Below are 25,156 nucleotides of genomic sequence, written 5' to 3'. Positions count from 1 at the left end.
CCACATCCCCCGGAGCACTGCAATGTTCAACGCAAACGCGCCAGGAGGGGCCCCCGACGTCACATCGGCCCTCGCCGCCGACCGGCTGGGCGTCCCGGCGGTGACGTACTTCGCCATCTCGATGTGCGCGCCGTTCACCGTGGTGGCGGGCGCCGTCACCACCGGCTACGCCATCACCGGGCAGATCGGCATCCCGATCGGCTTCCTGGCGATGGGCGTCGTGCTCGCCGTGTTCTGCGTCGGGTACGTGACGATGGCGCCCTACGTGCCCAACGCGGGGGCGTTCAACGCCTACATCGCGAAGGGGCTCGGCAGGCCCGCGGGCGTCGCGGCGGGCTGGCTGGCGCTGGTGTCCTACAACGCCATGCAGGTCGGCGTGTACGGGGCGTTCGGCGACGCCGCCCAGCCGCTGATCAAGAGCTGGTTCGGCGTGGAGATCGCGTGGTGGGTCATCTCGCTGGGCGCGTGGGCGCTCGTGGCGTTCCTGGGCACGCAGCACATCGACCTCAACGGCAAGATCCTCGCGGTGCTGATGGCCGCGGAGTGCCTGGTGATCCTCGTGTACGCGGTGTCCTTCCTGCTGCAACCCGCGGGCGGGGTGGTCAGCTTCGAGACGCTGGACCCGGCGCACCTGTTCGAGCCCGGAGCCGGGGCGCTGTTCTCGCTGGCGATCCTCGGGTTCGTCGGCTTCGAGACGGCGGTGGTCTTCAGCGAGGAGGCCAAGGTCTCCGGCCGCACGGTCCCGGTGGCCACCTACATCTCGCTCGGCGTGACCACGCTGCTCTACGTGCTCGGCTCCTGGGCTATCAGCGTGGCCACGGGTCCGGGCCGGGTCGCGGAGATGGCCAGGGCCAACGGCTCGGAGCTGGTCTTCCACCTCGCGCAGGACCAGCTCGGCGTCGCGATGATGGGCATCGGCCGGTTCCTCTACGCGACCAGTGTGCTCGCGGGCCTGATCGCCTTCCACAACGCGGCGGCGCGCTACGCCTTCGCCATGGGCCGGGAGCGGGTGCTGCCAGCCTTCTTCGGGCAGACCTCCTCGCGCAACAGCTCGCCGAGGGGCGGGTCGATCCTGCAGAGCGCGCTCGGGCTCGTCGCGATCATCGCCTTCGCCATCGCCGGGCTGCACCCGCTGCGGGACGTGTTCTTCATCTGGACCAGCGCGGGCAGCCTGGGCATCCTGCTGCTGATCGTGCTGACCGCCTTCGCGATCGTGTCCTTCTTCGCCAAGACGCTCACGCCGGAGAGCGCGTGGAAGCGCACGATCGCTCCGGTGCTGGCCGCGGCGAGCACGCTGGTGGCGTTCGTGCTGGTGCTGGCGAACTTCGACAAGACCCTCGACGTGCCCGCGAACTCGCCGCTTCGCTGGGTGATCCCCGGCGGCTACCTGGTGCTGTTGCTCTTGGGCCTGGTGTGGGGTTTCCGCCTGCGCAGCCGGAAACCGAGGGTGTACGCCAGCATCGGGCTGGGCGCGAAGAGCGTCACCCGGACCGGTCTCGGCCTCGGCAGACCGGAGGACCAGGCGGACACGGCGAAGTTCGCCCCGATCAACCGCTACTGAAGCCACCGGCGCATCCCCTCCTTCGGCGTCGCGAAGATCGCGGCGCGCACGGGCCTTCGGCCTCGGATCCCCTTCCCCGACGAGCAGTTCCCCTCTCCCCTCCGGAGCAGTGCCAATGTTCAACACAAACGCAGCAGGAGGGGACACCAAAGTCACCTCGGCCCTCGCGGCCAACCGGCTGGGTGTCCCGGCGGTGACGTACTTCGCCATCTCCATGTGCACGCCGTTCACCGTGCTCGCCGGTGTGACCACCACCGGCTACGCGGTCACCGGCCAGATCGGCATCCCGATCGGTTTCCTGGCGATGGGCGTCGTGCTCGCCGTGTTCTGCGTGGGCTACGTGACGATGGCCCCGTACGTGCCCAACGCGGGAGCGTTCAACGCCTACATCGCCAAGGGGCTCGGCAGACCCGCGGGCGTCGCCGCGAGCTGGCTGGCGCTGGCGTCCTACAACGCCATGCAGATCGGCGTGTACGGCGCGCTCGGGGACGCCGCGCAGCCGTTGCTGCGAGCCTGGTTCGGCATCGACGTCGCCTGGTGGGTCATCTCGCTGGTCGGCTGGGCGATCGTCGCGGTCCTGGGCACGCAGCACATCGACCTCAACGGCAAGATCCTCGCGGTGCTGATGATCGCCGAGTGCCTGGTGATCCTCGTGTACGCGGTCTCCTTCCTCCTGCATCCGGCAGGCGGCACCGTGAGCCTGGAAACCCTTGCGCCGCAACACCTGTTCGAGCCCGGTGTCGGAGCGCTGTTCTGCCTGGCGGTCCTCGGGTTCGTCGGCTTCGAGACCGCGGTGGTCTTCAGCGAGGAGGCCAAGGTCCCCGGCCGGACGGTGCCGGTGGCCACCTACCTCTCGCTCGGCGTGACCACGCTGCTCTACGTGCTCGGCTCCTGGGCGATGAGCGTGTCCACCGGCCCCGGCCGGATCACCGAGCAGGCCGGGACCCACGGGTCGGAGCTGGTCTTCCGGCTCGCCGGGGACCAGCTCGGCGTCATGATGGTCGGCATCGGCCGGTTCCTCTACGTCACCAGTGTGCTGGCGTGCCTGATCGCCTTCCACAACGCCGCGGCGCGCTACGCCTTCGCCATGGGCCGCGAGCGGCTCCTGCCCTCCTTCTTCGGGCAGACCTCCTCGCGCAACAGCTCGCCGAGGGGCGGGTCGATCCTGCAGAGCGTGCTCGGCTTCGTCGCGATCATCTGTTTCGGTGTCGCGGGGCTGCACCCGCTGCGGGACGTGTTCTTCATCTGGACCAGCGCGGGCGCCATGGGCATCCTGCTGCTGATCGTGCTGACCTCCTTCGCCATCGTCCTGTTCTTCGCGAGGACGCTCACGCCGGAGAGCGCGTGGAAGCGCACGATCGCTCCGGTGCTGGCCGCGGCGAGCACGCTGGTGGCGTTCGTGCTGGTGCTGGCGAACTTCGACGTGACGCTCGGTGTGCCGCCGAACTCGACGCTGCACTGGGCGATCCCCGGCGGCTACCTGGTGCTGTTGCTCGTCGGTCTGCTGTGGGGTTTCCGCCTGCGCGGCCGCAAGCCGAGGGTGTACGCCAACATCGGGCTGGGCGCGAAGAGCGTCACCCGGACCGGTCTCGGCCTCGGCAGGCCGGAGGACCAGGACGACACCACCGAGTTCGCCCCGATCAGCCGCTACTGATCTCCCACCCGGCGGATGGCGGGAGTTGGCTTCCGTCATCCGCTTGGGTGCACCGTGCTGACCTGCCTTGACAACACGCCGGGCGGTACGTTGCTGATGTCGCCGGGCGCCGCCTAGGCTGCGGAAGGTTATGCGCAGATCATGATCCTCCGGGGGCGGCCCGGGGACGCGGAGACGAGGAGCCGGTTCGCCATGTCGACACCGCAACCGTCCTGGGGACGGTCCCGTGGTGAGGTGGACGATCTCAATCTCGCACCGCGGCCCGCCGACCACACCGAGGAGGACGTCGACTTCGGCGAGAGCGGTCTCGGCCCGACCGGCCGCCCGCTGCGCCAGGTCCCGGAGCCGCCGCTGGTCGCCGAGCACGGCCCGGCGCGAATCCTGGCCCTGTGCAACCAGAAGGGCGGGGTCGGCAAGACCACGTCCACGATCAACCTCGGCGCGGCGCTCGCGGAGTTCGGCCGCCGGGTGCTGCTGGTGGACTTCGACCCGCAGGGCGCGCTCTCGGTCGGCCTCGGCATGCAGCCGCACCACCTCGAACGGACGATCTACAACGTGCTCATGGAGCGCGAGACCACCGTCGAGGAGACGGTGCTGCGCACCTGCGTCCCCGCCATGGACCTGCTGCCGAGCAACATCGACCTCTCCGCCGCCGAGGTGCAGCTGGTCTCCGAGGTCGGCCGGGAGCAGACCCTGGGCCGCACGCTGCGGCCGGTGATCGACAACTACGACTACATCCTGATCGACTGCCAGCCCTCGCTCGGCCTGCTCACGGTGAACGCGCTGGCCGCCGCGCACGGCGTGCTGATCCCGCTGGAGTGCGAGTTCTTCAGCCTGCGCGGGGTGGCGCTGCTGATCGACACGATCGAGAAGGTGCGCGAACGGCTGAATCCGGACCTGGAGATCACCGGCATCCTCGCCACCATGTACGACCCCCGTACGCTGCACTCCCGCGAAGTGATGGCCCGAGTGGTCGAGGCGTTCGGAGAAATCGTGTTCGACACGGTGATCAACCGCACCGTCCGGTTCCCGGAGACGACCGTCGCCGGTGAGCCGATCACCAGCTGGGCCCCGCGCTCCAGCGGTGCCAAGGCGTACCGGGCGCTGGCCCGCGAGGTGATCGCCCGGTGATGGCGTGAGTTCTGGCGAAGACGCACTCGTCGCCGAGGCCGGTGGCGAGCCGGTCCTCGTGCCGCCGCCGGACGGGAAGTTCCGGGTGCACCTGGCGAACTTCGAGGGCCCGTTCGACCTGCTGCTGCAACTGATCTCGCAGCACGAGATGGACGTCACCGAGGTGGCGCTGCACAAGGTCACCGACGAGTTCATCGCGCACATCCGCGGACTGGGCTCGGACTGGGACCTGGACGAGACCACCGAGTTCCTGGTGGTCGCGGCGACCCTGCTCGACCTGAAGGCGGCCCGGCTGCTGCCGTCGGCGGACGTGGAGAACGAGGAGGACCTGGCGCTGCTGGAGGCCCGCGACCTGCTGTTCGCGCGGCTGCTGCAGTACCGGGCCTACAAGCAGGTCGCGGCGTTGTTCGGCGAACTGGAGGCGGGGGCGCTGCGCCGCTACCCGCGTTCGGTCGCGCTGGAGGACCGCTACGCCGACCTGCTGCCCGAGGTGATGCTCGGCGTCAGCCCCCGGCAGTTCGCCGAGATCGCCGCGACGGTGTTCCGGCCGAAGCCGCCGCCCACGGTGTCCTTGGCGCACTTGCACATGCACCAGGTGTCGGTGCGCTCGGAGGTCGCGGCGATCCGGGTGCGGCTGGCCGAGTGCGGGCAGCTCACGTTCAGCGAACTGGTCGCCGACTGCGAGCACCCGATCGAGGTGGTGGCGCGGTTCCTGGCGCTGCTGGAGCTCTTCCGCGAGGCCGTGCTGCAGTTCGACCAGCCGGAGCCGCTCGGCGAGCTGGCCGTGCGGTGGGTCGGCGGCAGCGCCGAGGAGGCCAGGCGGGACGCGGCCGTCGCACTGGAGCGGGCCGAAAGCGATGAGGAGGAGTACGGGTGAACGACCCGGAGTCCACTGTGGACGGTTCAGGTTCCGGGGACCGGCCGCGGCCGGAGTGGATGCGGGCCTCGGAGACCACGCGCAGACAGCCGGTGGAGCTGCTGCTCGGCCTGCCCCGGCCAGAGGACGAGCCGGTGGCTTCGGCGGAAGAGGCCGTCGACGCCGCCTGCGCCGAGGTGACCGAACCGGTGGAGGCGCCCGAGATCGTTGCCGCCGCTGAGGAAGCGGCCGTGGCCGAGGCCGAGACCGTCGCCGTCACGGGAGAGGTGCCCGAGGACGACGCCGAGTCCCGGCGGATCGCGGCGTACTCCGAGGCGGCCGGGCGGTTCGCGACGGGTGCGCCCGCGCCCACCGTCGACGCCGCACCGGAACCCGGACCCGCGCCCGAGCCGGACCCCGAACCCGAGCCGGAGGGCGAGGAGATCGAGGAAGCCGGACCGGAACTGGTCGAGGAGTCCGAGCTGGAGGCGGCACTGGAGTCGCTGCTGCTGGTGATCGACAGCCCCGGTTCGGACGAGGTGCTCGCCAACGCGGTGGACCAGCCGGTGGCCAGGGTCGCGGCGGCGCTGCGCCGGTTGTCGGCCCGCTACACCGAGGCGGGCAGCGGGATCGACCTGCGCCGCGTCGCCGACGGCTGGCGGTTCTACACGCGGGACCGGTTCGCGCCGTACGTGGAACGCTTCCTGCTGGACGGGCAGCGGGCGAAGCTGACGAGGGCCGCGCTGGAGACCCTCGCGGTGATCGCCTACCGGCAGCCGGTGACCCGGGCCAGGGTCGCCGCGGTGCGCGGGGTGAACGTCGACGGCGTCATCCGTACGCTGCTGGCCCGTGGGCTGATCGAGGAGACCGGCGCCGACCCCGACACCAACGGCATCCTTTACCGCACGACCGAGCTGTTCCTGGAGCGACTGGGGCTGACCTCGCTGGAGGACCTGCCCAAACTCGCCCCCCTGCTGCCCGAAGTGGACATGATCGACGATGTATGACGAAGAGCCGGATGGCGTCCGGTTGCAGAAGGTCCTCGCCAAGGCGGGCGTGGGTTCGCGCCGCGTCGCCGAGGACATGATCGCCGACGGGCGGGTCAAGGTGAACGGCGAGGTCGTCACCGAGCAGGGCCGCCGCGTCGACCCGGAGACCGCCGTCATCCACGTGGACGGCCTCCGCGTGATGATCACCGACGAGCTGGCGCACGTGGCGCTGAACAAGCCGCGCGGCATGCACACCACGATGTCCGACGACCGCGGCCGGTCCTGCGTCGGCGACCTGGTGCGGGAGCGCGACGAGCGGCTGTTCCACGTGGGCAGGCTGGACGCGGACACCGAGGGGCTGCTGCTGCTGACCAACGACGGGGAGCTGGCGCACCGGCTGACGCACCCGTCGTACAAGGTGCTCAAGACCTACCTGGCCGAGGTGCCCGGACCGGTCTCCAAGGAGGTCGGCAGGCAGCTGCGGGCCGGGGTGGAGCTGGAGGACGGCCCCGTCGTCGTCGACGGCTTCAAGATGAAGGACAACAACTCCGGCCGCGCGCTGGTCGAGGTGGTGCTGCACGAGGGCCGCAACCACATCGTGCGGCGGCTGCTGGACGCGGTCGGCCACCCGGTGCAGCGGCTGGTCCGCACCGCGATCGGGCCGGTCTTCCTGAGCACGCAGAAGCCGGGTGTCATGCGCGATCTCACCGCGACCGAGATCGGCGAGCTGTACCGCCTCGTCGGCCTGTAGCGGGGTCAGTCCCCGGGGTCTTCGCCGATCACCGGGGGCGCGACCCGCTGCATGTCGTTGGTGAACACGTCGTCGACCTCCACCAGCCAGGACGGCCGTTGGCGCTCCTCGTCCTCGGCCTTGCCGGTCGGCCCGGGCAGGGGCCCGGCCAAGGGAGTGGCTGTCGGCTTCCCGCCGCCTCGGGTGGTCGAGGATGTTCCGGTGGTGCCACGGTTGTTCTCGCCTGGCGCGCCGCGTCCGCCCTGGCCGGGTTTCTCGCGTGAGTCGCCGCCGCCCCAGCCACCGGCGCCGACTCCACCACCGACTGCGAGGCCGCCTCCGAAGGCGCCCAAGCCGCCGATCGCACCGGTGAAGCCGCTCTGGTCCGGGGTGCCCTGGTTGCCCGGCTCGGGCCGCCAAGGCGCTGGGCCCGCCTGGCCGTGCTGCCCAGGCTGCGGTGCGAACGCGGCGTTCTCCGACTCGCCGCGCTGCCCGGAGCCGTTGGTGACTCCGGGGCCGCTTTCGTCGAGGTTGCCGCCTCGCGGCCCGCGACCACCGGGATCGCTGGGCGGCCCGATCGGCGGTCCGCCGGGGTCCGGTGACGGCGGGGCGGGTGGCTTGACCTCGCCGCCGACGCCCTCCGGCAGCACGAACTCGGGAAGGGCGCGCACGGCGGTGTTCGTGCTCGTCCCGTAGCTCTCCAGCACGTGGACGTTGTGGCTCTGGTTCGCCTGCCACTTCTCCACCGCCTTGACGAACTTCGTCGGGTCCATTCCGCCGAACGGGGTGAACTCGATGGTGACCTGGCGCGGATCGGGTTGGCGGAGCGGCGGTTCGACGCTGTTCTTCGCGCGGTGGAAGGCGTCGCGGGCGGCCGCGACCTGGCCCTGCGCGCTGGTCGCTCCGTCGGTGATCTGGTCGGCCCACGTTCCCATCGGGCCGATCCCACCCCGCGCGGCGTCGGCGGCGCGCCCGTCCCACACCGCCCGGGAGTCCTCGATCACGCGCTTGATCATCGCGTTCACCTCGGCGTGGCCGGTGACGATCTGCCTCAGGATCGTCTCGCTGGCGGAGAGGATCGGTTGCGGGCCTTCGCTGTCGTGGAACCAGTTGTAGATGGTCTCCGCGTCGTAGCCCGCCGGTCTGGGTTCTCCCGCGATCTCGTTGGTGAACATCGCTCAGCCCGCCCTGAGGTTTTCCAGGACCATCGCCGCGATCCGCTCCGACGCCTTGCACGGCGCGTCATTGTCAGGATTCGGGTTGAACGCCGTCACGTGCACCTGGAACGCCACGGCCTTGGCGACCGCCACCGCGGTGAAACACACCCCTTCCGGCGTGGTTCTTCCGATGGGCTTCCTGTTGTCTGTATTGACCGCCGGATAGCCGGAAACCTCGGTCGGCGCGAAGTACCCGAAGCCCTCGTCCCGGGTGGAGTAGAGGGCGTCCAGACCGCGGGTGTTGGTCAGGAATGTCACTGCGATGTGGGTTCCTGACACAGCGTCCGCCTGCCAACCGCATTCGGGTCCGACGACCTGTGTCTTCGCCTCACCCGGGTCCTTGGTCGTCCCCGACGCGGCCAGCTGCTCCCGACGCAGGATCTGACAGGGCTGGGATGTGAAACGCCCGAAGGACAGCGCTGGCTGGGTCACCGGCGGCGCGACCGTGTTCTCGGTTGAGCCGCTTGTGACTCCGGGGACTGGTTCTCCCGCGCTGATCGCCGTGCATCCAGTCGCCACGACCAGCAGAACTGCTGTGACGGCCCAGGCGGTTGGTCCGCGCATCACTTCCCCCGCATGAAGTTGCGCCGGATGCGGTCCTCGTTGTCCCGGTACACCTTCAGCGAAGCCTCCAGCCTCTCGATCAGCCTGACCAGTTGTTCCTGGGCTCGGCGGTTGGCGTAGCCGTAGCCACCTGGCTCATCACCCAGCATTCTTCGCATCGCGGCCGCGACCATGATGCTGTACGGATCCGTGTCGGGATCCTTCACGTACTGGAGGTGCTGCCGCTGCCGGTCGATCTCCTGCAGCTTCTTTTGTGCCTCCCGCAAGCCTTTGATCAGCATCGGGGCGTACTCCGGGCTGACGGAGTAGCCGCCCGCCGGAGCGCTGCCGCCGATCACCACCTGCGGAATTTCCGAGACCTGGTACGGCGCCGGACCCTGGTCCTGGCCTGCGGACGAACCCGACATTCCCCACCTCGCTTTGCCACCCCCGCATGCCCATGGAACCAGGAGCGCGGCCGGGGCACGGGGAGATCACGGGAAATGCCAAAGAGGGCCGTCGCTCGATCGAGCGACGGCCCTCTTCGTGGTCGGGCTCAGCCCAGGTAGTGGCCCTGGGACTGCGGGTTGAACTCACGCATCCGGACGAACTGGGCGCTGAAGGTGCGCCAGTCGTTGAGCTCCAGCACGTCCAGGCCCTTCTGGATGTCGCTGGAGTAGATGTGGCCGTTGTAGTAGTACGCCGACCACGAGCCGCCCGTCACCAGCTTGTTGGCGTTGTACGGGCCCCGCTCCCAGTGCGCGATCTCGACCGGGCGGGCGGAGTTGGTGAAGTCCCACACCGAGATCCCGCCCTGGTACCACGCCTGCACCATGATGTCGCGGCCGAAGACCGGGATCAGCGAGCCGTTGTGGGCGACGCAGTTCTCCGTCTCGGTCTGCACCCGGGGGATCTTGTAGTAGCTGCGGAACTCCAGCTTGCGCTTGTCGCCGCGGCCGGTGATGTCGTAGACGCCGTTGGCGCCGCGGACCTGGCCGATCGCCGCGGTGCAGGCCGGGCTACCGCCGCCACCGAGCTCGTCGGTGAAGACGACCTTGGTGCCGTCGTTGTTGAAGGTCGCGGAGTGCCAGAACGCGAAGTTCTTGTCGTCCTTGACCGTGTTGATCACGCGCGGCTTCTCGCGGTCGGAGATGTCGAAGAGCACGCCCTCGCCCATGCAGGCGCCGGCGGCGAGGTCCTTCTCCGGGTACGCGGTGATGTCGTGGCAGCCGGAGGTCGGCGTCACGTACGGCGCCGGGAACGAGCCCGGAAGGCCGGGGTTGCCGCCGCCGGGGAAGAGCACGGGCTCACCGACGAGCTTGGCCGCGGCCGGGTTCTTCACCGGCACCTTGACGATGGAGATCAGGTCGTGCGGCGGCTGGCAGTCCGGGAACGTCGCGCTCGGGCTGTAGGACGAGACGTAGATGTAGACGTTCTGCTTCCGCTTGTCCGGCACCAGGGTGTTGGTGTGCGAACCGCACTTGGTCTCGATCGCCGAGACGTACTTCGGGTTGGCCTTGTCCTTGATGTCGAAGACCTTGATGCCCTCCCACGCGTCCTTCTCGGTCGCGGGCTTGGGCGAGCTGTTGCAGCTGTCGTCGCTGCGCGAGGAGTCGGTCGATAGGAACAGCAGGTCCCCGGAGACCGACACGTCGTTCTGCGAGCCAGGGCAGAGCACCTGGCTGACGATCTTCGGCTTCGCCGGCCGGGAGATGTCGTAGATGATGAAGCCGTCGTAGTTGCCCACCACCGCGTACTTGCCGGTGAAGGCGATGTCGGTGCCCAGCGCGGCCTCGGTGTTGAACGGGGCCTGCTTCGGGATGTTGGCGATCTGACGGATGTTGCGGCTCGACGAGATCTCGTTCTCGCCCGGAGCCGCAACTGTGTCTTGCCGTCCGGCGGTGTCCTGTGCCGCGGCCGTTCCGCCCAGAACGGTCGTCAGCGACAACGCCAGCAGACCGGCTGCGGCGATCGCGATCGCTCGCGCCGTAGTCCTCTTCTTGCCCGGCGTCACGTAAGTTGCTCCCCTCGACCACAGGCGGGCATCACGCCCGCCCACGGGGGAGTCTGCGCGGTGGAAACCGGCGGTCATAGGGCCGAATAGAGCATCTTGATGTGCCCGCGCGCCCGGGAATACCGTGCTAGCCATTACCGTTCGACGTGCGAGGTCGACGAGCGTGGAGGCGGACGAGGTGACGAACGGGAACCGGCGCGGTCGCGCGCTGCGCGCCGCTGGGCTGGTGCTGGCGATGTCGGTGCCCGCGATCGTGGCCGCCGGATGCGCCGCCTCCAGCCGCGAGGAGACCAGCGCCCCGGTGATCCTCCCCGGCGGTCCCGGGCAGTCCGCGCGCACCATTCCCGCAGATCAGGCGGCCGGAGCGCAGCAGAAGCCGAAGCCAAACGACGCCGACGCGCTGTACGTGGAGCGGATGATCCCGCACCACGCGCAGGCGCTGGAGATGACCAGGCTGGTGCCCTCGCGGGCGGGCTCCGAACCCGTCAAGACGATGGCCGACCGGATCGAGAAGTCGCAGGGGCCGGAGATCGAGGGGATGAAGGGCTGGCTTCGCAACAACGGCAAGCCGGTCCCCGGAACCGGGCACGGCCACGGCGGAGATGCTTCCCAGCATGTGGGAATGCCGGGCATGGCGACGCCGCAGCAACTGCGGGAGCTGGCCGGGCTCACCGGAGCGGCGTTCGAGAAGCGCTTCGTCGAGCTGATGATCGCCCACCACGAGGGCGCGCTGGTGATGGCCGAACAGGTCCGCCGCGACGGCGCCGACGTGTTCGTCGAGCAGATGGCCGACGATGTGATCGCGACGCAGACCGCCGAGATCGCCCGGATGCGCGCTCTCCTTCGCTGAGCCCGGTTCTCCGGTCTTCAAGTCCTACGAACCTCACCTCCACGCGTCTCAAACCGCCCCCAACCCCCGCGCGCCAACGCCGCCTTTGGGGCGTTGGGTTCCCTGAACGGGTCGTTCGGGGCGTTCAGTGCCCTCAACGACCCGTTCAGGGCATAACCCCACGATGTGCTCCGGTGTTCAGGTTCGTGATCGTGTGCCGCCAATGACGCGTTTGGTGCGTTGAGCGTGCTGAATGAGTCATTGAGGGCGCTCAAGTACCTCAATGACTCATTCGGTGCGTTCAGTCACCCCGATGACTCATTCAGCACGTCAGCGTGGGGGGTTGGGGGTGGTTGAAGACTGCGGGGGAGGGGGTTGGGGGGACTTGAAGACGGCCGTACTCCACTTGGAGACGGTTGTACCCGGGGGGATGGGTGAAGATGGCGGGCATGCACCTGCTGGTGGTGGACGATGAGCCCGCCGTGCGCGAGAGCCTGGAGCGCAGTCTGCTCTTCGAGGGGTACACGGTGGAGACGGCCGAGAACGGTCAGCGTGCGCTGGAGCGGGTGCTCGATCCGGACGGGCGCAAGCTGGACGCCCTGGTGCTGGACCTGATGATGCCGGGCGTGGACGGCCTGGAGACGTGCAGGCGGTTGCGGTCGGCGGGGGCGGACGTGCCGATCCTGATGCTGACCGCCCGCGACGCCGTCAGCGACCGGGTGTCGGGGCTGAACGCGGGCGCGGACGACTACCTGCCGAAGCCTTTCGCGCTGGAGGAGCTGCTGGCCCGGCTGCGCGCGCTGCTGCGGCGGGGCCGGGTGGTGGCGGAGTCCGACGGGGTGCTCAAGTACGAAGATCTTGTTGTCAACGTTGGCACGCGCGAGGCGCACCGCGGCGGCCAGGAGATCGAGTTGACCCGCACGGAGTTCGACCTGCTGGCGCTGTTCCTCTCCGCGCCGAAGCAGGTGTTCACCCGCAAGCAGCTGCTGCGCGAGGTCTGGGGCTACGACTACGACCCAGGGACCAACATCCTCGACGTCTACGTGGGCTACCTCCGGCGCAAGACCGAGGCCGAGGGCGGTTCGCGGTTGCTGCACACGGTGCGCGGCGTCGGCTACGTGCTGCGGTCGCGCTCATGAGGGAGCGCAGACTCCTGCTGCGCAGCCGCGTCGCCTTGGTGACGGCGTTGGTGGTGGCGCTGGGCATCATCGTGGTGAGCGTGTTCGCGTGGTTCGGCGCGGACGTGACGATGCGCCGCCAGATCGACGTGTCGCTCCAAACGTCGTCACCGGCGAAGGAGCTGAAGAAGCCGGGCGTCGACCCGGAGTCGCTGTGCGGCAGCGAACAGGACAAAGAGGGCTACCAGAAGTACATCGTCGGTGTTCAGCTGTTGCGGCCGAACGGGACGACGTGCTGCCCCAAGGGGGTCGACAAGGTCAAGCTCGGCCCGCGCGACCGGGAGCCGGTGCCGACGTTCCGCGACGGCATGACCTACGGCCACGTGGGCGTGCGCGTTCTGGTCGAGCCGATCGGCGCGGGGTACTCGGTGGTGACCAGTCGCTCCACGGCCGATGTGCGGGACACGTTGCGGCAGCTGGGAACCGTGCTCGCCATCGTGTCGGTGGTCGGCGTGCTGGTGGCCGCGGTGTCCGGGCTGCTGCTGACCAGGCTCGCGCTGCGCCCGGTGGAGCGGCTCACCAAGACCGTCGAGCACATCGCCGAGACCGAGGACCTGGCCGCACCGGTGGACGTGCGCGGCCGCGACGAGATCGGCAGGTTGGGCCGCGCGTTCTCGCGGATGACCAAGGCCCTGGCGGAGTCGAGGAAACGCCAGCAGGATCTGGTCGCGGACGCCGCGCACGAGCTGCGCACGCCGTTGACGAGCATGCGCACCAACGTCGACCTGTTGGTGCGCAGCGAGAAGACCGGCAGGTCGATCCCGGACGAGCAGCGGCGCGCGTTGCTGGCGAGCTTGCAGGACCAGGCGAGGGAACTGGGCGACCTGGTGGGCGAGCTCGTTGTGCTGGCACGGGACGAGCACGAGACCGAGCGCGTTCCGGTGTCGATGGGCGCGGTCGTCGAACGCGCGGTCGAGCGGGCGCGAGCCCGGGCCAGGGGCCACGTTTTCGACGTGCACAGCCAACCCTGGACGGTGGTGGGCGATCCGGGCGAGCTGGAGCGCGCGGTGCTGAACCTGTTGGACAACGCGGTGAAGTTCTCGCCGCCGTCCTCGACCGTGCGCATCCATTCGGTGGCAGGGGAAATCACCGTGGCGGACGCTGGACAGGGAATCGCCCGAGACGAGAGAGCCATGGTGTTCCAACGGTTCTGGCGTTCGGAGTCGGCGCGGAGCCTGCCGGGTTCCGGGCTCGGGCTGGCGATCGTGGCGCAGACCGCGGCGGCGCACGGGGGCTCGGTGGAGTTCGTCGAACCAATCGATGGCATCGGTGCTACGGTGCGGTTTCGCCTCCCGGTAGGTCGACCTGATCTCTAGGTTCCCGGCCCGGAAGTCTGCCCCTTCGTGCGAAGCCGGTGAGTAGAAATACCCTTATCCGGCAACGGGATCCCGAGCAGCTTGGGCTGTGGAGTGAGGGGCACTCCACAGAAGGGGTCCTGCCATGCGAGTCGAACTGGAAGTCTTCTCCGGACGTACGAACCCGGTGTGGCACTTGGACGACAGCCAGGTGAGGGAAGCGCTCGACCGGTTCTCCGGGCGCTCCCTCGCCGAACCGGCCGACCTGCCGGACCAACTCGGGTTCCGCGGTCTGGTGATCTCCGCGGACACCGACGACCCGACCGAAAGCGAGCTGCCGCAACGGTTCGCGGTCGGCGTCGCGCAGGACTCGCGTGACGCGCTCACCGCGGACGAGTCCGTCGACGCGGTCAGCTGGCTGCTGGAAACCTCGCGGCACCACGTGGACGACCAGATCCGCGAGCACGTCATGCGGGCACTGCGCGGCAACCTGGAGAGCCGCTCGATCGAGGCCAAGGCCGACCTCCAGCCCGCGGCGCCGTGCCAGCCGTACCACACGCCGTACAACCCGGGGTTCTGGAACAACGACGCCACCGTCCGAACCACCAACAACTGCTACAACTACGCGGTCAACCGCCGCACCAACACCTTCGCCCAGCCGGGCCGCCAGTGCGGGCACCAGTACACCTCGCTCACCTGTGCGGCGGTGCGCGCCGCGGCCCTGTGCGACGGGGTCCGGCCCTCGTGCGACGGGCAGCAGCGGCTGGTCGCGCTCGTGGTCTGGCCGGGCGGCGACTACCACTGGTACCGCTACCACTCCGACGGTTTCTGGGGGCACAAGCCCGGTAAGACCGCGGCGCGCAACACCGACAACTCCGGCAACGTGATCGGCGGGTCGTTGAACCCGGCGAACTGCAACCGCGGCCCGTACACGCAGTTCTGCGGATACTTCTGGGTGCCGGTGGGCCTGCTGATCCGCTGACCGCCCCGGCGGGGAGGAGAACGCGATGGAGATCGAACTCGACGTGTTCAGCGGGGTTCCCAACCCCCGCTGGACCCTGTCCGGCGCCGAGGCGCGCCGCCTCGTGGCTCTCCTGCCCGCCACCCCGGAACCCGAGCGCGAGGGCCTCGGGTTCCGGGGCTTCGTCTTGCACAACCCGGAGCGCGAGTTCGGGCTCCCCGACGTCGTGGAGCTCGGTCCCGGCACCGGTGAGCTGGCCGCCTTCCTCACCGCGCAGGCAATCCACCACGGCTACGCCCACCTGCTGTGAAGTGCTTGTGAGGGCGGGTCTCATCCTTTTCTCATGGTGGGTTGAAGCGGCGCTTATGTGACGCCAGCACCGTTGTGGTGTGACCACGACATCTCCAGTAGCCCGCCCGCTCCCCGCGGCGCGGCACCGCGCTCCCGGCCCGTGGGCCGGGCGAGCGCTGATCGGCGCGGCCGCCCTGTCCCTGCTCTTCGTCGTCGCGCTGTGGCAGGGCAACGGCGGTCTCGCCCAGGGCGGCGCCGTGTCCGCGCTGGGCAGGCTCGGCGGGCTGATCGCGTCGAACTTGCTGCTGATCCAGGTGCTGCTGATGGCGCGCATCCCCTTGCTGGAGCGCCGGTTCGGCCAGGACAAGCTGGCCAGGCTGCACCGCGTCACCGGGTTCACCTCGTTCTGGCTGATGATCACGCACATCGTGCTGATCACCACCGGGTACGCGGCGGACGCGGGCACGGGCTTCCTGGAGCAGGGCTGGCTGCTGGTGACCACCGAACCCGGCATGCTGCTCGCCTTCGCCGGAGCGGTCGCGCTGGTCGCCGTGGTGGTGCTGTCCATCAGGGCCGCCCGGCGCAGGCTGCGCTACGAGTCCTGGCACCTGATCCACCTCTACGCCTACCTCGGTGTCGGGCTCGCGCTGCCGCACCAGCTGTGGACCGGCTCCGACTTCCTCGACTCCCCGCTGGCCACCGCGTACTGGTGGAGCGCTTACCTGTGCACGCTCGCGGCCGTCCTGGTCTTCCGCGTCGGCCTGCCGCTGTGGCGGTCGTGGCGCCACAAGTTGCGGGTCGTCGCCGTCACCCCCGAGGCCCCCGGCGTCGTCTCGGTGCACATGGCGGGCCACGGACTCGACAAGCTCCCCGCGCGGGCCGGGCAGTTCTTCCTGTGGCGATTCCTGGACGGCCGCGGCAGGACTCGGGCCAACCCGTTCTCGCTTTCCGCTGTGCCGCAACGGGATCGGCTCAGGATCACGGTCAAGGACCTGGGTGACGGCGGGGCGCGCGTCGCCACCCTCCGCCCGGGGACGCGGGTGCTGATCGAGGGGCCTTACGGCGCGGTCACCTCGGCGAAGCGGAGCTCGGACCGGTCCCTGCTGATCGCGGCCGGAGTGGGCATCACCGCGATGCGGTCGCTGCTGGAGGAGCTGGCTTTCCAGCCCGGCAAGGTGACGCTGCTCTACCGGGTCCGGTCGCGGGCCGAGGCGGTCTTCGCCGGGGAACTGGAGTGGTTCGCCGCCAACCGCGGCGTGAACGTGTCCTATTTGGACGGACCGCGCGGCGACTCGTGGTTGCCGCGCGGGTACGGCGACGATGTCGAGTCCCTGTACCGGATGGTGCCCGATCTGCTTGAGCGGGACGTGTTCCTGTGCGGCCCGGAGCCGTGGATGGAAACCGTCGTCGCGACGCTGCGCACCGCGGGAGTGCCCCGCGCGCGCATCCACTTCGAACGCTTCGCATGGTGACTGGGAGAAGATGATGGGGCGCATTTCCTTCGCGCTGTTGAGCACCGTCGCGGTGCTGGTGCTGCTCTTCGGTTACCGCACGAGCACGGGGGAGTCCGCCGAGCAGGTGCAGGCCGCTCCCGCGGTGCCCGCGCCCGCTCCCGTCGCGGGCGCGCGCACCGTGACGGGTCCGGCGGTGACCACCAGCCGCGGTGTAGTGCAGGTGCGGATCACCTTGCAGGACAACAAGATCTCCGTATCCGAGGCGGTCCGCTTCCCGAACGAGCCCGGACGGCACCGCGAGATCAACAGCCGCGCGATCCCGCAGCTCAACGCGCAGGCCGTGCGCGCGCAGAGCGCCGACATCGACGCGGTCACCGGCGCGACGGCCACCAGCCAGGGCTACCGCGACTCGTTGCAGGCGGCCTTGGACGAGGCGGGGCTGACATGACGGCGGCATGGGTCGAACAGATCATGGGCATGCCGGTGAGCATCCACCTGCGCGGAGCCGAGGTGGGCGAGCGCGCGCCGAAGGCGGTCACGGACGTCTTCGCCGAGCTGCGCGAAGTGGACCGGCTGTTCAGCACCTACCGCCCGGACAGCCAGATCAGCTTGCTGGGCAAGGGAGAACTCGAACTCGGCGACTGCGATCCACTGGTCGCGGAGGTGCTCGCCCTCTCCGACGAGGCCCGCGCCGCCACCGACGGCTGGTTCGACGTGCTGCTGCCGGAGCCGGACGGCACCTACCGGCTTGACCCCTCCGGGCTGGTCAAGGGCTGGGCGGTGCAGCGCGCGGCGGCCCGGCTCGGCAAGCGGTGGGCCGGTGACTACTACGTCAACGCGGGCGGCGACATCGCGTTGTGCTCCAGGGGAGACCGGCCGTGGCGCATCGGCATCGAGGGCGGGTCGGCGGACACGCTCGTCGGCGTGCTGCCGCTGTTCGACGGCGGGATCGCCACCTCCGGCAACGCCCACCGCGGCGGTCACCTGGTGCGCCCGGACAACGGGGAACCCGCCGCCGAGCTGGGGTCGGTGACCGTGGTCGGACCGTCGCTGATGTGGGCCGACGTCCTGGCCACCGCCGCGTTCGTGCGCGGCGTCGGCGCCCTGGAGTGGTTGCAGACCCAGGACGGCTACGACGCCGTCGTCGTCGGCCTCGACGGCTCCGTCGAGTGCACCACCGGTATCCGCTCTGTCGTGGAACTGAGTTGAGGAGAAGAAGATGAGCAACGACAAGCCCGAACAGCCCGAGCAGCCCCAGCCGGAACAGCCCGAGCAGTCCCAACCTGAACAGCCCGAGGCGCAGGCCGCCCCGGTGCCCCCGCCGCCCGCCCCGAAGCAGCCGAAGATGGTGCACGCCAAGGCATGGGTGGCCGGTCTCGCCGCGGCGGGGCTGCTGCTGGTCGGCGGCGTCGGCGGGGCGCTGATCGCGAGCGTGGGCGATGGCCACCGCGGCAAAGACCGCTACATGTCGCGCTACGACCAGCGCCAGGAACGCTTCGGCGACCGCGGCTTCAACAGCTGACCCCGTTTCAGGCGGAGGGTGGTGGGGAGCGTGGTGATGCCGAGCGCGGAGCGGATCGCGGGCAGGACGTCGGCTTCGATGGACCGCCGGACCTCGTGGGGGTCGGTGTCCTCGGTCAGCCACAGGACCAGCCGGAGCGCGGGTTTCCTGCCGCGCAGGCGTGCGCGGGCGCGGCTGACTCCGGTGATCGCACCCGCCTCCGCGCTGATCAGCTCGTTCACCGCGTCGGCCGTCACGCTCAGCCACGAGTTCAGCACCAGGTCGTGCTTCCTCCACGGCCACGGCCAGATCACTTGTCACCTCGTGGCACCAGCGCGGACACGGTCACGTCCAGTCGCCGCACGTGATAGCCGGTGACCCGGCCGACCTCGGCGACGAGCCGGTCGCGCACCGCCTCGGCCGCGTCCCGGACCGGAGCCGGGTAGCGCAGCGCGAGCCGGAGCGCGATGTCGATCACCGGCGCGGTCCCGGTGATCCGGGCGGTGCACTCGCGCGCGGTCTCCGGCGCGTCGTCGACGAACCGCTCGACCAGTTTGCGGAGCACGCCGGGGTGGATCTCCAGCGAGCCGGGTCCCCCTCCGCTCACTCGGTCTCGGGGAGGTGGATGTCGTTGACCGAGATGTTGACCTCGACGACCTCGAGCCCGGTCATCCGCTCCACCGCGGTGATCACGTTGCGCCGCACCGCCCGCGCGAGGTCGAGGATGGACGCGCCGTACTCCACGACGATGTCGAGGTCGATCACGGCCTGCTTCTCGCCGACCTCGACGCCCACGCCCGCGCTCACCGCACCGCCGCCACCAGGGATGTGCTCCCGGATCGCGCCGAACGCCCTGGACAGGCCGTCGCCGAGCGCGTGCACGCCGGAGACCTCGCGCGCCGCGACACCGGCGATCTTCTGCACCACCGAGGAGGCGATGGTGGTCCTGCCCTGAACCGCGTCGTCGCCGAGCCTGGCGGGCGCGGGGGCCGCCGCGCGCTGCACGGGTGCGAGGGCCGTTTCGTTCTTCTGAGCCATGGGTGCTCCCTTTCCGATCACGCCGGTGCGGGGGAGATCATCCCGATGCGTCACCCGACCGGAGACCCCGGCCCCCGTCCGTAGCGGAGCAGCAGCGTGTCGTCCTCGTGCAGCACGGAGACCAGCGACAGCGCGCGCGGCTCCACGGGCAGCGGCCCGGTCGCGATCCGCCCGGCGTCGCCGCCCGCGAGCAGCGGGGAGAGGGTCAGGCACAGCTCGTCGACCAGGTCATCGGCGATCAGGTTCCCGAACAGCGTCGGTCCGCCCTCGCAGTCGACGCGGTGCAGTCCGCGCTCACCGAGCTCGGCCAGCATCCGGTGCAGGTCCACCCGGTCCTCCCCGGCGATGATCACCTCAGCGCCCGCGGCCACGAGGTCCTCGCGGGCGCTTCCCGGGGCGGACGAGCAGGTGAACACCAGCGGTGCCACGGCGGTGTCGGTGAGCAGCGGCGAGTCCGGGCTCAACGCGCACCGCCCGGTCACCACCGCGATCGGCGGCACCGGGGACAGGCCGAGGCGCCGCCGCCGCTCGGTGCGGCGCTCGCCGACGGGCACCCCGCCGTAGCCCTCGACCGCCGCCGTGCCGAGGCCGACCAGCACGACGTCGGCCAGGTCCCGGCCGAGCTGGAACACCCGGTGGTCGGCCGGGGTGGACAGCCCGCGGGAGCGGCCGGCCACCGTCACCGCACCGTCCACACTGGACACGAAGTTGACCCGGACCCACGGCCGGTCCAGCCCCGGGGGGTAGGCGTAGAACTCCTCGATCCGGCTGTCGTCGAAACCGGTCGTTGGCCACAGTCCGTCCACCACCCCATCTCAGCACGGATAGGCTCAGCCGCATGTCCGCGCCCCGCCTGGTGGACCGGTTGCCGGAGGTCAGCACCGATGAGCTGGTCGCGGCGATGGTCCCGCCCCCGATGTTCGACGACGTCTCCTTCGACACCTACCTGCCCAGCCACGAGGAGCCCAGCCAGGCCGAGGCCCTCGAACGGGGCCGGGACTTCGCCGAACGGGTGGTCGAGGACGAGCGCGCCACGTCGTGGTGGAGCAGCCTGTTCGGCGGGGGCAAGCCGGGGGGCAAGCCCGGCCTGTACCTCGACGGCGGCTTCGGCGTCGGCAAGACGCACCTGCTCGCCTCCATCTGGCACGCCGCGCCCGAACCCAAGTCCTACGGCACCTTCGTCGAGCTGACCCACCTGGTCGGCGCGCTCGGCTTCGGCGAGGCGGTGCGGCGGCTGTCCGCGCACAAGCTGCTGGCCATCGACGAGTTCGAGCTGGACGATCCCGGTGACACGATGCTCGTGACCCGCCTGCTCGCGGAGCTGACCGACGCGGGTGTGCACGTGGCGGCGACCTCGAACACGTTGCCGGACAAGCTCGGCGAGGGGCGCTTCGCCGCCGACAGCTTCCTCCGCGAGATCCAGGCGCTGTCCGCGCGCTTCGACGTGGCCAGGGTCGACGGGCCCGACTACCGCCATCGCGGGCTGCCGGAGGCGCCGGAGCCGTTGACCGACGACGAGCTGGCATCGCGTGCTTCGGAAGTCGAAGGCGCCACTTTGGACACCTTCGACGAGCTGTGCGCGCACCTGGCTCGCCTGCACCCCTCGCGCTACGGGCGCCTCGTCGACGACGTGCCCCTGGTGTTGATCAGCGGAGTGCGCCCCGCGGCGGACCAGGACGTCGCGTTGCGGCTCGTGGTGCTCGCGGACCGCCTGTACGACCGCAACATCCCCGTCGCAGTCTCCGGGAGCCCGCTGTCGGCGATGTTCACCGAGGACATGCTCCGCGGCGGCTACCGCAAGAAGTACCTGCGCGCGATCAGCAGGCTCACCGCCCTTTCGCGCATGGCCAACCGATAATCGGTCGCGCCCTGCTGCATCATGGGGACCGTGGGATATCTCGACGCGGCTGGTCTGTCCTATCACCTCTCGGACGGACGAGAGCTGTTCCGGGACGTCGCCATCAAGGTCAACGCGGGCGCGGTCGTCGCGCTCGTCGGCGCCAACGGCGCGGGCAAGACCACCCTGCTGCGGCTGCTCTCCGGCGAGCTGAAGCCGGACGAGGGGTCCTCCGTCGTACACGGCGGCCTCGCGGTGATGCCGCAGTTCGTCGGCTCCGTCCGCGATGAGCGCACGGTTCGCGATCTGCTGCTTTCCGTTGCGCCCCAACCACTTCGAGCTGCCGCGGCGGAGCTGGACGCGGTCGAGCTGAAGCTGATGGAGGTCGACGACGAGACCACCCAGATGCGCTACGCCAACGCGCTCACCGCGTGGGGCGAGGCCGGTGGCTACGACGCCGAGGTGCTGTGGGACACCGTCACCGTCGCGGCGATGGGCGTGCCCTTCGACCGCGCGCAGTACCGCGGGGTGAAGACGCTCTCCGGCGGTGAGCAGAAGCGGCTCGTGCTGGAGGCGCTGTTCCGCGGCCGCGAGCAGGTGCTGTTGCTCGACGAGCCGGACAACTACCTCGACGTGCCCGGAAAGCGTTGGCTGGAACAGAAACTCGCCGAGACCGACAAGGCGGTGCTGCTCGTCTCGCACGATCGCGAACTGCTCGCGGTCGCGGCCACGCACGTGGTGACCGTCGAGGCGCACACGGCCTGGACGCACGTCGGCAGCTTCGGCACCTGGCACGCGGCGCGAGAAGCGCGCTGGGAACGCGTCGCCGAGCAGCACCGGCGGTGGGACGAAGAGCACCAGCGGCTCAAGGATCTCGTGCGGACGCTGCAACAGCAGGCGGCGAACAGCCCGGACATGGCGTCGCGGTACCGCGCGATGCAGACGCGGCTGAGGAAGTTCGAGGAGGCGGGCAAACCGCCGGAGATGCCGCGCGAGGAGAAGGTGACGCCGCGCCTGCGCGGTGGCCGCACCGGTATCCGCGCGATCACCTGCGAGCGGCTTGAGCTGACCGGGCTGATGAAGCCGTTCGACCTGGAAGTGTTCTTCGCCGACCGCGTGGCTGTGTTGGGCTCCAACGGCTCCGGCAAGAGCCACTTCCTGAGGTTGTTGTCGGACAAGGCTTCCGTGGCGCACACGGGGGCGTGTCGGCTGGGCGCGCGGGTCGAGCCGGGGCTGTTCGCGCAGACCCACGAGCATCCCGAGTGGGTCGGCAAGACCCTCACCGAGGTGCTGTGGCACGGCGACGACCAGCGTTCCGGTCTGGATCGCGGCAAGGCCATGGGCGCGTTGCAGCGCTACGGCCTGGCGGAGTCTGGGGACCAGCGCTTCGAGACGCTGTCCGGTGGGCAGCAGGCGCGGTTCCAGATCCTGTTGCTGGAGCTGACCGGCGCCACGCTGCTGTTGCTCGACGAGCCGACCGACAACCTGGACCTGACTTCGGCGGAGGCGTTGCAGTCCGCGCTGGAGCAGTTCACCGGCACGGTCGTCGCGGTGACCCACGACCGGTGGTTCGCCCGCTCGTTCGATCGGTTCGTGGTGTTCCGCTCGGACGGTTCGGTGGTCGAGTCGGATGAGCCGGTTTGGGACGAGGCCCGGGTTCAGCGCGCACGGTGACCCTTGACCAGCCGCACGACTTCGGCCCGCACCGTGTCGAACTGCGCGGCGAACGCCTCGCCGGGGCACGCGGTGCCGACCCAGTCGCGGTGCCTGCTGATCACCGGCTTGGTGACGCGGGCGCCGTTGTCCGGGTTGACGTACTCGAAGGAGCCCGCGGGGTCCACGCCGCACAGCAGGCTGAGCCCGGCGAGGGTGCGCACCAGGCTTGACCGCGCGCCCGCTCCGGGCTGCACCGCGGTCATATCGCCGAGCAGGCAGATCCCGATGTTGCCCATGTTGTGCCCGGACACGTGCCCGCCGGTCACCACGAGCGGTTTGCGGCCCTGCACCGGGTGCGCGTCGAAGACCGGGACCGGATCACGCCCGGAGTAGCGGCCCTCGTAGACCACGCCCTCGGGATCGATGATCAGGTGATAGCCGATGTCGGCCCACTGGCGGCGCACCGCGTGCAGGTCGTGGATGCCGCGCATCGTCGCGTCGCGGTCGGCTTCGACGGGGAGCGCGGAGTGGTGCACCACCAGCCCCTGCACCGGTGAGAACCGCAACGGCCACTGCTCCGAGCCGTCCGGCTTCACCCGCACCGCCTCGTTGGCGCCCCACGCGGCCCGCTTCCGCGCGGTGATCGCGAGATCGCTCCGCCCCGGTGGTGTGAGCCCTCCGGCGTTGCGCGCCCGGGGCTTGGCGGTCGCCCCCGCACCCACCGCCAGGGCTCCCGCCGCCGCAACGATCCCGCCCAGCAACGCCCGCCGCGTAGTCATGCCGTCAGCGTGGAGCACCCCCGCGCCCTCCGCCCTCCACATCACCCACCCGTGGGCCCGCCGCCGCGTCCCACCCGGGTTCGCCCGTCTTCAAGTACCGCCGACCCCCGCTCCAGCGGTCGCAAACGACGACAAACCCCCCGGCTGTCGGCACACAGGTGCTGGGGGTTGGGGGCGGTTAGCGACCGCTGAGGGGTGGGTTCGTAGGACTTGAAGACGGGTGAACCCCTGCGCGGAAAGGAGAAGGCCCGCACACCGCGGGGGTGAGCGGGCCTTCGTGACGCGGTGCGTCAGTGACGGGGTGGGTCACGGACGCGGTGCGTCAGGGGTGCTGTGGGGCAGTGACGCTGTGGGTCAGGAACGCTGTGGGTCAGGGGCGGACGACCTCGGCGATGGCGTCGACGCCGCGGTCGATCTCCTCGCGGGTGATCACCAGCGGCGGGGCCACGCGGAGGGTGTTGTCGTGGGTCTCCTTGCAGAGGATCCCGCGCGCCGCCAGGGCCTTCGACGCCTCCCGGCCCGCCGGTCCGCCGGGCGCGATTTCCACACCGGCCCACAGGCCCCGGCCGCGGATCTGCGAGACGCCCTTGCCGACCAGGTCGGCGAGGCGGCCGTGCAGGTGCTCGCCGAGCTCGCGGGAACGCCGCTGGAACTCGCCGGTGGCCAGCAGCTTGATCACCGCGCGGCCCACCGCGCAGGCCAGCGGGTTGCCGCCGAAGGTGGAACCGTGCTCGCCGGGCCGCAGCACGCCGAGCACGTCGCGGCGGCCGACCACGGCCGAGACCGGGACGATGCCGCCGCCAAGCGCCTTGCCCAGGGTGTAGAGGTCGGCCCGCACGCCCTCGTGGTCCAGCGCAAGCAGCTCACCGGTGCGGGCCAGGCCGGACTGGATCTCGTCGGCGATCAGCAGCACGTTGTTCTCGTCGCAGATCCGCCGCAGCTCGGTGAAGTAGCCCGGCGGCGGGACGAGCACGCCCGCCTCGCCCTGGATCGGCTCGACCAGCACGGCGGCGGTGTTCGGGGTGATCGCCGCGGCCACCTCGGTCGCGTCGCCGTAGGCCGTCGCCACGAAGCCCGGGGTGTAGGGGCCGTAGTCCGCGCGGGCCACCTCGTCGTCGGAGAAGGAGACGATGGTGGTGGTGCGGCCGTGGAAGTTGGAGCCCGCGACGATGATCTGCGCCTGGTCCGCCGGGACGCCCTTGACCCGGTACGCCCACTTGCGGGCGACCTTGATCGCGGACTCGACCGCCTCGGCACCGGAGTTCATCGGCAGCACCAGGTCGGTGCCGGTCAGCTCGGCCAGCTCCTGGCAGAACAGGCCGAGCTGGTCGTGGTGGAAGGCGCGGCTGGTCAGCGTGACCCGGTTCAGCTGCTCGACGGCGGCGGCGACCAGGTCGGGGTGCCGGTGGCCGAAGTTGAGCGCGGAGTACCCGGAGAGGAAGTCGAGGTAGCCGCGGCCTTCCACGTCGGTCACCCACGCGCCCTCGGCGTGGGCGATGACGACCGGGAGCGGGTGGTAGTTGTGCGTGCTCCAGGTTTCGTCGAGGGCGACAAACTCGGCCGAGGAGCTCAGCGGGCCGGTGGTCGGGCGATCGGCGATGGCGGTCATGCCGTAAGGCTAAGCCGCGCCAGCCGACGATTT

27 protein-coding genes are annotated in these 25,156 nt (G+C 70.3%); 17 read left to right on the top strand and 10 right to left on the bottom strand.

Annotated features, from left to right (window positions below; genetic code table 11):
• The first annotated feature begins 22 nt into the window (after positions 1–22).
• The 6 genes from NLX83_RS26220 to NLX83_RS26195 all read left to right on the top strand — a co-directional run bounded on the left by NLX83_RS26220 (position 23) and on the right by NLX83_RS26195 (position 6,942).
• The gene (locus NLX83_RS26220) at positions 23–1,561 is read left to right on the top strand and encodes an APC family permease (RefSeq protein WP_254237824.1); all 1,539 of its coding nucleotides are present in this window, start codon (positions 23–25) and stop codon (positions 1,559–1,561) included.
• 115 nt (positions 1,562–1,676) lie between these two features.
• On the top strand, positions 1,677–3,215 hold the full coding sequence (locus tag NLX83_RS26215; RefSeq protein ID WP_254237823.1) for an APC family permease: 1,539 nt from the start codon (positions 1,677–1,679) through the stop codon (positions 3,213–3,215).
• A gap of 192 nt (positions 3,216–3,407) precedes the next feature.
• Positions 3,408–4,346 carry a ParA family protein gene (locus NLX83_RS26210; protein WP_254237822.1) on the top strand — a complete coding sequence of 313 codons (939 nt, stop codon included), beginning with the start codon at positions 3,408–3,410 and terminating at the stop codon, positions 4,344–4,346.
• A 58-nt stretch (positions 4,347–4,404) separates the two neighbouring features.
• Positions 4,405–5,223 (top strand): segregation and condensation protein A, encoded by an 819-nt coding sequence (locus tag NLX83_RS26205; protein WP_254237851.1) that lies wholly within the window; start codon positions 4,405–4,407, stop codon positions 5,221–5,223.
• Between the two features lie 176 nt (positions 5,224–5,399).
• A complete protein-coding gene (gene scpB, locus NLX83_RS26200) occupies positions 5,400–6,209 on the top strand; it encodes an SMC-Scp complex subunit ScpB (protein WP_374118812.1) in 810 nt (269 codons plus the stop codon).
• On the top strand, positions 6,202–6,942 hold the full coding sequence (locus tag NLX83_RS26195; protein WP_254237821.1) for a pseudouridine synthase: 741 nt from the start codon (positions 6,202–6,204) through the stop codon (positions 6,940–6,942). Before scpB ends, NLX83_RS26195 begins: the two co-directional genes overlap by 8 nt.
• Before the next feature lie 5 nt (positions 6,943–6,947).
• On the opposite strand, the gene NLX83_RS26190 is transcribed toward NLX83_RS26195, so the two are convergent.
• The 4 genes from NLX83_RS26190 to NLX83_RS26175 form a co-directional block, all read right to left on the bottom strand.
• On the bottom strand, positions 6,948–8,096 hold the full coding sequence (locus tag NLX83_RS26190; RefSeq protein ID WP_254237820.1) for a hypothetical protein: 1,149 nt from the start codon (positions 8,094–8,096) through the stop codon (positions 6,948–6,950).
• Between the two features lie 3 nt (positions 8,097–8,099).
• Positions 8,100–8,702, bottom strand: coding sequence for a DUF3558 domain-containing protein (locus NLX83_RS26185; protein WP_254237819.1), 603 nt, complete (start codon positions 8,700–8,702; stop codon positions 8,100–8,102).
• Positions 8,702–9,109: a hypothetical protein gene (locus NLX83_RS26180; RefSeq protein WP_254237818.1), complete on the bottom strand. Its 408-nt coding sequence runs from the start codon at positions 9,107–9,109 to the stop codon at positions 8,702–8,704. Before NLX83_RS26180 ends, NLX83_RS26185 begins: the two co-directional genes overlap by 1 nt.
• Positions 9,110–9,237: 128 nt before the next feature.
• Positions 9,238–10,695: an LVIVD repeat-containing protein gene (locus NLX83_RS26175; RefSeq protein ID WP_254237817.1), complete on the bottom strand. Its 1,458-nt coding sequence runs from the start codon at positions 10,693–10,695 to the stop codon at positions 9,238–9,240.
• A gap of 163 nt (positions 10,696–10,858) precedes the next feature.
• Here NLX83_RS26175 and NLX83_RS26170 point away from each other — a divergent pair, with 163 nt between their 5' ends.
• From NLX83_RS26170 to NLX83_RS26130, 9 genes are all read left to right on the top strand, one after another.
• Positions 10,859–11,545, top strand: a complete 687-nt coding sequence (locus NLX83_RS26170) for a DUF305 domain-containing protein (protein ID WP_254237816.1) — start codon at positions 10,859–10,861, stop codon at positions 11,543–11,545.
• Between the two features lie 428 nt (positions 11,546–11,973).
• Positions 11,974–12,663, top strand: coding sequence for a response regulator transcription factor (locus NLX83_RS26165; protein WP_254237815.1), 690 nt, complete (start codon positions 11,974–11,976; stop codon positions 12,661–12,663).
• Positions 12,660–14,018 carry a HAMP domain-containing sensor histidine kinase gene (locus NLX83_RS26160; protein ID WP_254237814.1) on the top strand — a complete coding sequence of 453 codons (1,359 nt, stop codon included), beginning with the start codon at positions 12,660–12,662 and terminating at the stop codon, positions 14,016–14,018. The genes NLX83_RS26165 and NLX83_RS26160 overlap by 4 nt, the downstream gene beginning before the upstream one ends.
• A gap of 124 nt (positions 14,019–14,142) precedes the next feature.
• A complete protein-coding gene (locus NLX83_RS26155; RefSeq protein ID WP_254237813.1) occupies positions 14,143–14,979 on the top strand; it encodes a hypothetical protein in 837 nt (278 codons plus the stop codon).
• Positions 14,980–15,004: 25 nt separating this feature from the next.
• The gene (locus NLX83_RS26150) at positions 15,005–15,268 is read left to right on the top strand and encodes a hypothetical protein (RefSeq protein ID WP_254237812.1); all 264 of its coding nucleotides are present in this window, start codon (positions 15,005–15,007) and stop codon (positions 15,266–15,268) included.
• A 79-nt stretch (positions 15,269–15,347) separates the two neighbouring features.
• A complete protein-coding gene (locus NLX83_RS26145) occupies positions 15,348–16,721 on the top strand; it encodes a ferredoxin reductase family protein (protein ID WP_254237811.1) in 1,374 nt (457 codons plus the stop codon).
• Positions 16,722–16,734: 13 nt separating this feature from the next.
• Positions 16,735–17,151 carry an FMN-binding protein gene (locus NLX83_RS26140; RefSeq protein WP_254237810.1) on the top strand — a complete coding sequence of 139 codons (417 nt, stop codon included), beginning with the start codon at positions 16,735–16,737 and terminating at the stop codon, positions 17,149–17,151.
• Positions 17,148–17,912: an FAD:protein FMN transferase gene (locus NLX83_RS26135; RefSeq protein WP_254237809.1), complete on the top strand. Its 765-nt coding sequence runs from the start codon at positions 17,148–17,150 to the stop codon at positions 17,910–17,912. The genes NLX83_RS26140 and NLX83_RS26135 overlap by 4 nt, the downstream gene beginning before the upstream one ends.
• Before the next feature lie 10 nt (positions 17,913–17,922).
• Positions 17,923–18,225, top strand: a complete 303-nt coding sequence (locus tag NLX83_RS26130; RefSeq protein WP_254237808.1) for a hypothetical protein — start codon at positions 17,923–17,925, stop codon at positions 18,223–18,225.
• Here NLX83_RS26130 and NLX83_RS26125 read toward each other — a convergent pair.
• From NLX83_RS26125 to NLX83_RS26110, 4 genes are read right to left on the bottom strand one after another with little or no spacing between them, the layout of a single operon-like run.
• Positions 18,177–18,518: a hypothetical protein gene (locus tag NLX83_RS26125; RefSeq protein ID WP_254237807.1), complete on the bottom strand. Its 342-nt coding sequence runs from the start codon at positions 18,516–18,518 to the stop codon at positions 18,177–18,179. The two genes, NLX83_RS26130 and NLX83_RS26125, sit on opposite strands and share 49 nt — an antisense overlap.
• On the bottom strand, positions 18,515–18,811 hold the full coding sequence (locus NLX83_RS26120; RefSeq protein ID WP_254237806.1) for a hypothetical protein: 297 nt from the start codon (positions 18,809–18,811) through the stop codon (positions 18,515–18,517). Before NLX83_RS26120 ends, NLX83_RS26125 begins: the two co-directional genes overlap by 4 nt.
• Positions 18,808–19,242, bottom strand: coding sequence for an Asp23/Gls24 family envelope stress response protein (locus tag NLX83_RS26115; RefSeq protein WP_254237805.1), 435 nt, complete (start codon positions 19,240–19,242; stop codon positions 18,808–18,810). The genes NLX83_RS26120 and NLX83_RS26115 overlap by 4 nt, the downstream gene beginning before the upstream one ends.
• Before the next feature lie 50 nt (positions 19,243–19,292).
• Positions 19,293–20,048: a pyrimidine reductase family protein gene (locus NLX83_RS26110; protein ID WP_254237804.1), complete on the bottom strand. Its 756-nt coding sequence runs from the start codon at positions 20,046–20,048 to the stop codon at positions 19,293–19,295.
• A 32-nt stretch (positions 20,049–20,080) separates the two neighbouring features.
• Between NLX83_RS26110 and zapE the strand changes: the two genes are divergently transcribed.
• Positions 20,081–21,100, top strand: a complete 1,020-nt coding sequence (gene zapE / locus NLX83_RS26105) for a cell division protein ZapE (RefSeq protein ID WP_254237803.1) — start codon at positions 20,081–20,083, stop codon at positions 21,098–21,100.
• Positions 21,101–21,121: 21 nt separating this feature from the next.
• Positions 21,122–22,753 carry an ABC-F family ATP-binding cassette domain-containing protein gene (locus tag NLX83_RS26100; protein ID WP_254237802.1) on the top strand — a complete coding sequence of 544 codons (1,632 nt, stop codon included), beginning with the start codon at positions 21,122–21,124 and terminating at the stop codon, positions 22,751–22,753.
• On the opposite strand, the gene NLX83_RS26095 is transcribed toward NLX83_RS26100, so the two are convergent.
• Positions 22,738–23,514, bottom strand: a complete 777-nt coding sequence (locus NLX83_RS26095; protein WP_254237801.1) for a peptidoglycan recognition protein family protein — start codon at positions 23,512–23,514, stop codon at positions 22,738–22,740. The genes NLX83_RS26100 and NLX83_RS26095 overlap by 16 nt on opposite strands.
• A gap of 370 nt (positions 23,515–23,884) precedes the next feature.
• Positions 23,885–25,123, bottom strand: a complete 1,239-nt coding sequence (gene rocD, locus NLX83_RS26090) for an ornithine--oxo-acid transaminase (RefSeq protein WP_254237800.1) — start codon at positions 25,121–25,123, stop codon at positions 23,885–23,887.
• Between the last annotated feature and the right edge of the window lie 33 nt (positions 25,124–25,156).

It is taken from the genome of Allokutzneria sp. A3M-2-11 16 (assembly GCF_024213555.1).
Classification (GTDB): domain Bacteria; phylum Actinomycetota; class Actinomycetes; order Mycobacteriales; family Pseudonocardiaceae; genus Allokutzneria.
This window is presented reverse-complemented; position numbering and strand designations above follow the sequence as displayed.

Bases quoted from the DNA above. Each gene is read 5' to 3' on its own strand.
- NLX83_RS26180 (WP_254237818.1), bottom strand. From the start codon at position 9,109: ATGTCGGGTTCGTCCGCAGGCCAGGACCAGGGTCCGGCGCCGTACCAG.
- NLX83_RS26195 (WP_254237821.1), top strand. From the start codon at position 6,202: ATGTATGACGAAGAGCCGGATGGCGTCCGGTTGCAGAAGGTCCTCGCC.
- NLX83_RS26115 (WP_254237805.1), bottom strand. From the start codon at position 19,242: ATGGCTCAGAAGAACGAAACGGCCCTCGCACCCGTGCAGCGCGCGGCG.
- NLX83_RS26135 (WP_254237809.1), top strand. From the start codon at position 17,148: ATGACGGCGGCATGGGTCGAACAGATCATGGGCATGCCGGTGAGCATC.
- NLX83_RS26160 (WP_254237814.1), top strand. From the start codon at position 12,660: ATGAGGGAGCGCAGACTCCTGCTGCGCAGCCGCGTCGCCTTGGTGACG.
- NLX83_RS26210 (WP_254237822.1), top strand. From the start codon at position 3,408: ATGTCGACACCGCAACCGTCCTGGGGACGGTCCCGTGGTGAGGTGGAC.
- NLX83_RS26155 (WP_254237813.1), top strand. From the start codon at position 14,143: ATGCGAGTCGAACTGGAAGTCTTCTCCGGACGTACGAACCCGGTGTGG.
- NLX83_RS26165 (WP_254237815.1), top strand. From the start codon at position 11,974: ATGCACCTGCTGGTGGTGGACGATGAGCCCGCCGTGCGCGAGAGCCTG.
- NLX83_RS26130 (WP_254237808.1), top strand. From the start codon at position 17,923: ATGAGCAACGACAAGCCCGAACAGCCCGAGCAGCCCCAGCCGGAACAG.
- NLX83_RS26140 (WP_254237810.1), top strand. From the start codon at position 16,735: ATGGGGCGCATTTCCTTCGCGCTGTTGAGCACCGTCGCGGTGCTGGTG.
- NLX83_RS26185 (WP_254237819.1), bottom strand. From the start codon at position 8,702: ATGCGCGGACCAACCGCCTGGGCCGTCACAGCAGTTCTGCTGGTCGTG.
- zapE (WP_254237803.1), top strand. From the start codon at position 20,081: ATGTCCGCGCCCCGCCTGGTGGACCGGTTGCCGGAGGTCAGCACCGAT.
- rocD (WP_254237800.1), bottom strand. From the start codon at position 25,123: ATGACCGCCATCGCCGATCGCCCGACCACCGGCCCGCTGAGCTCCTCG.
- NLX83_RS26100 (WP_254237802.1), top strand. From the start codon at position 21,122: ATGGGGACCGTGGGATATCTCGACGCGGCTGGTCTGTCCTATCACCTC.
- NLX83_RS26220 (WP_254237824.1), top strand. From the start codon at position 23: ATGTTCAACGCAAACGCGCCAGGAGGGGCCCCCGACGTCACATCGGCC.
- NLX83_RS26215 (WP_254237823.1), top strand. From the start codon at position 1,677: ATGTTCAACACAAACGCAGCAGGAGGGGACACCAAAGTCACCTCGGCC.
- NLX83_RS26095 (WP_254237801.1), bottom strand. From the start codon at position 23,514: ATGACTACGCGGCGGGCGTTGCTGGGCGGGATCGTTGCGGCGGCGGGA.
- NLX83_RS26190 (WP_254237820.1), bottom strand. From the start codon at position 8,096: ATGTTCACCAACGAGATCGCGGGAGAACCCAGACCGGCGGGCTACGAC.
- NLX83_RS26150 (WP_254237812.1), top strand. From the start codon at position 15,005: ATGGAGATCGAACTCGACGTGTTCAGCGGGGTTCCCAACCCCCGCTGG.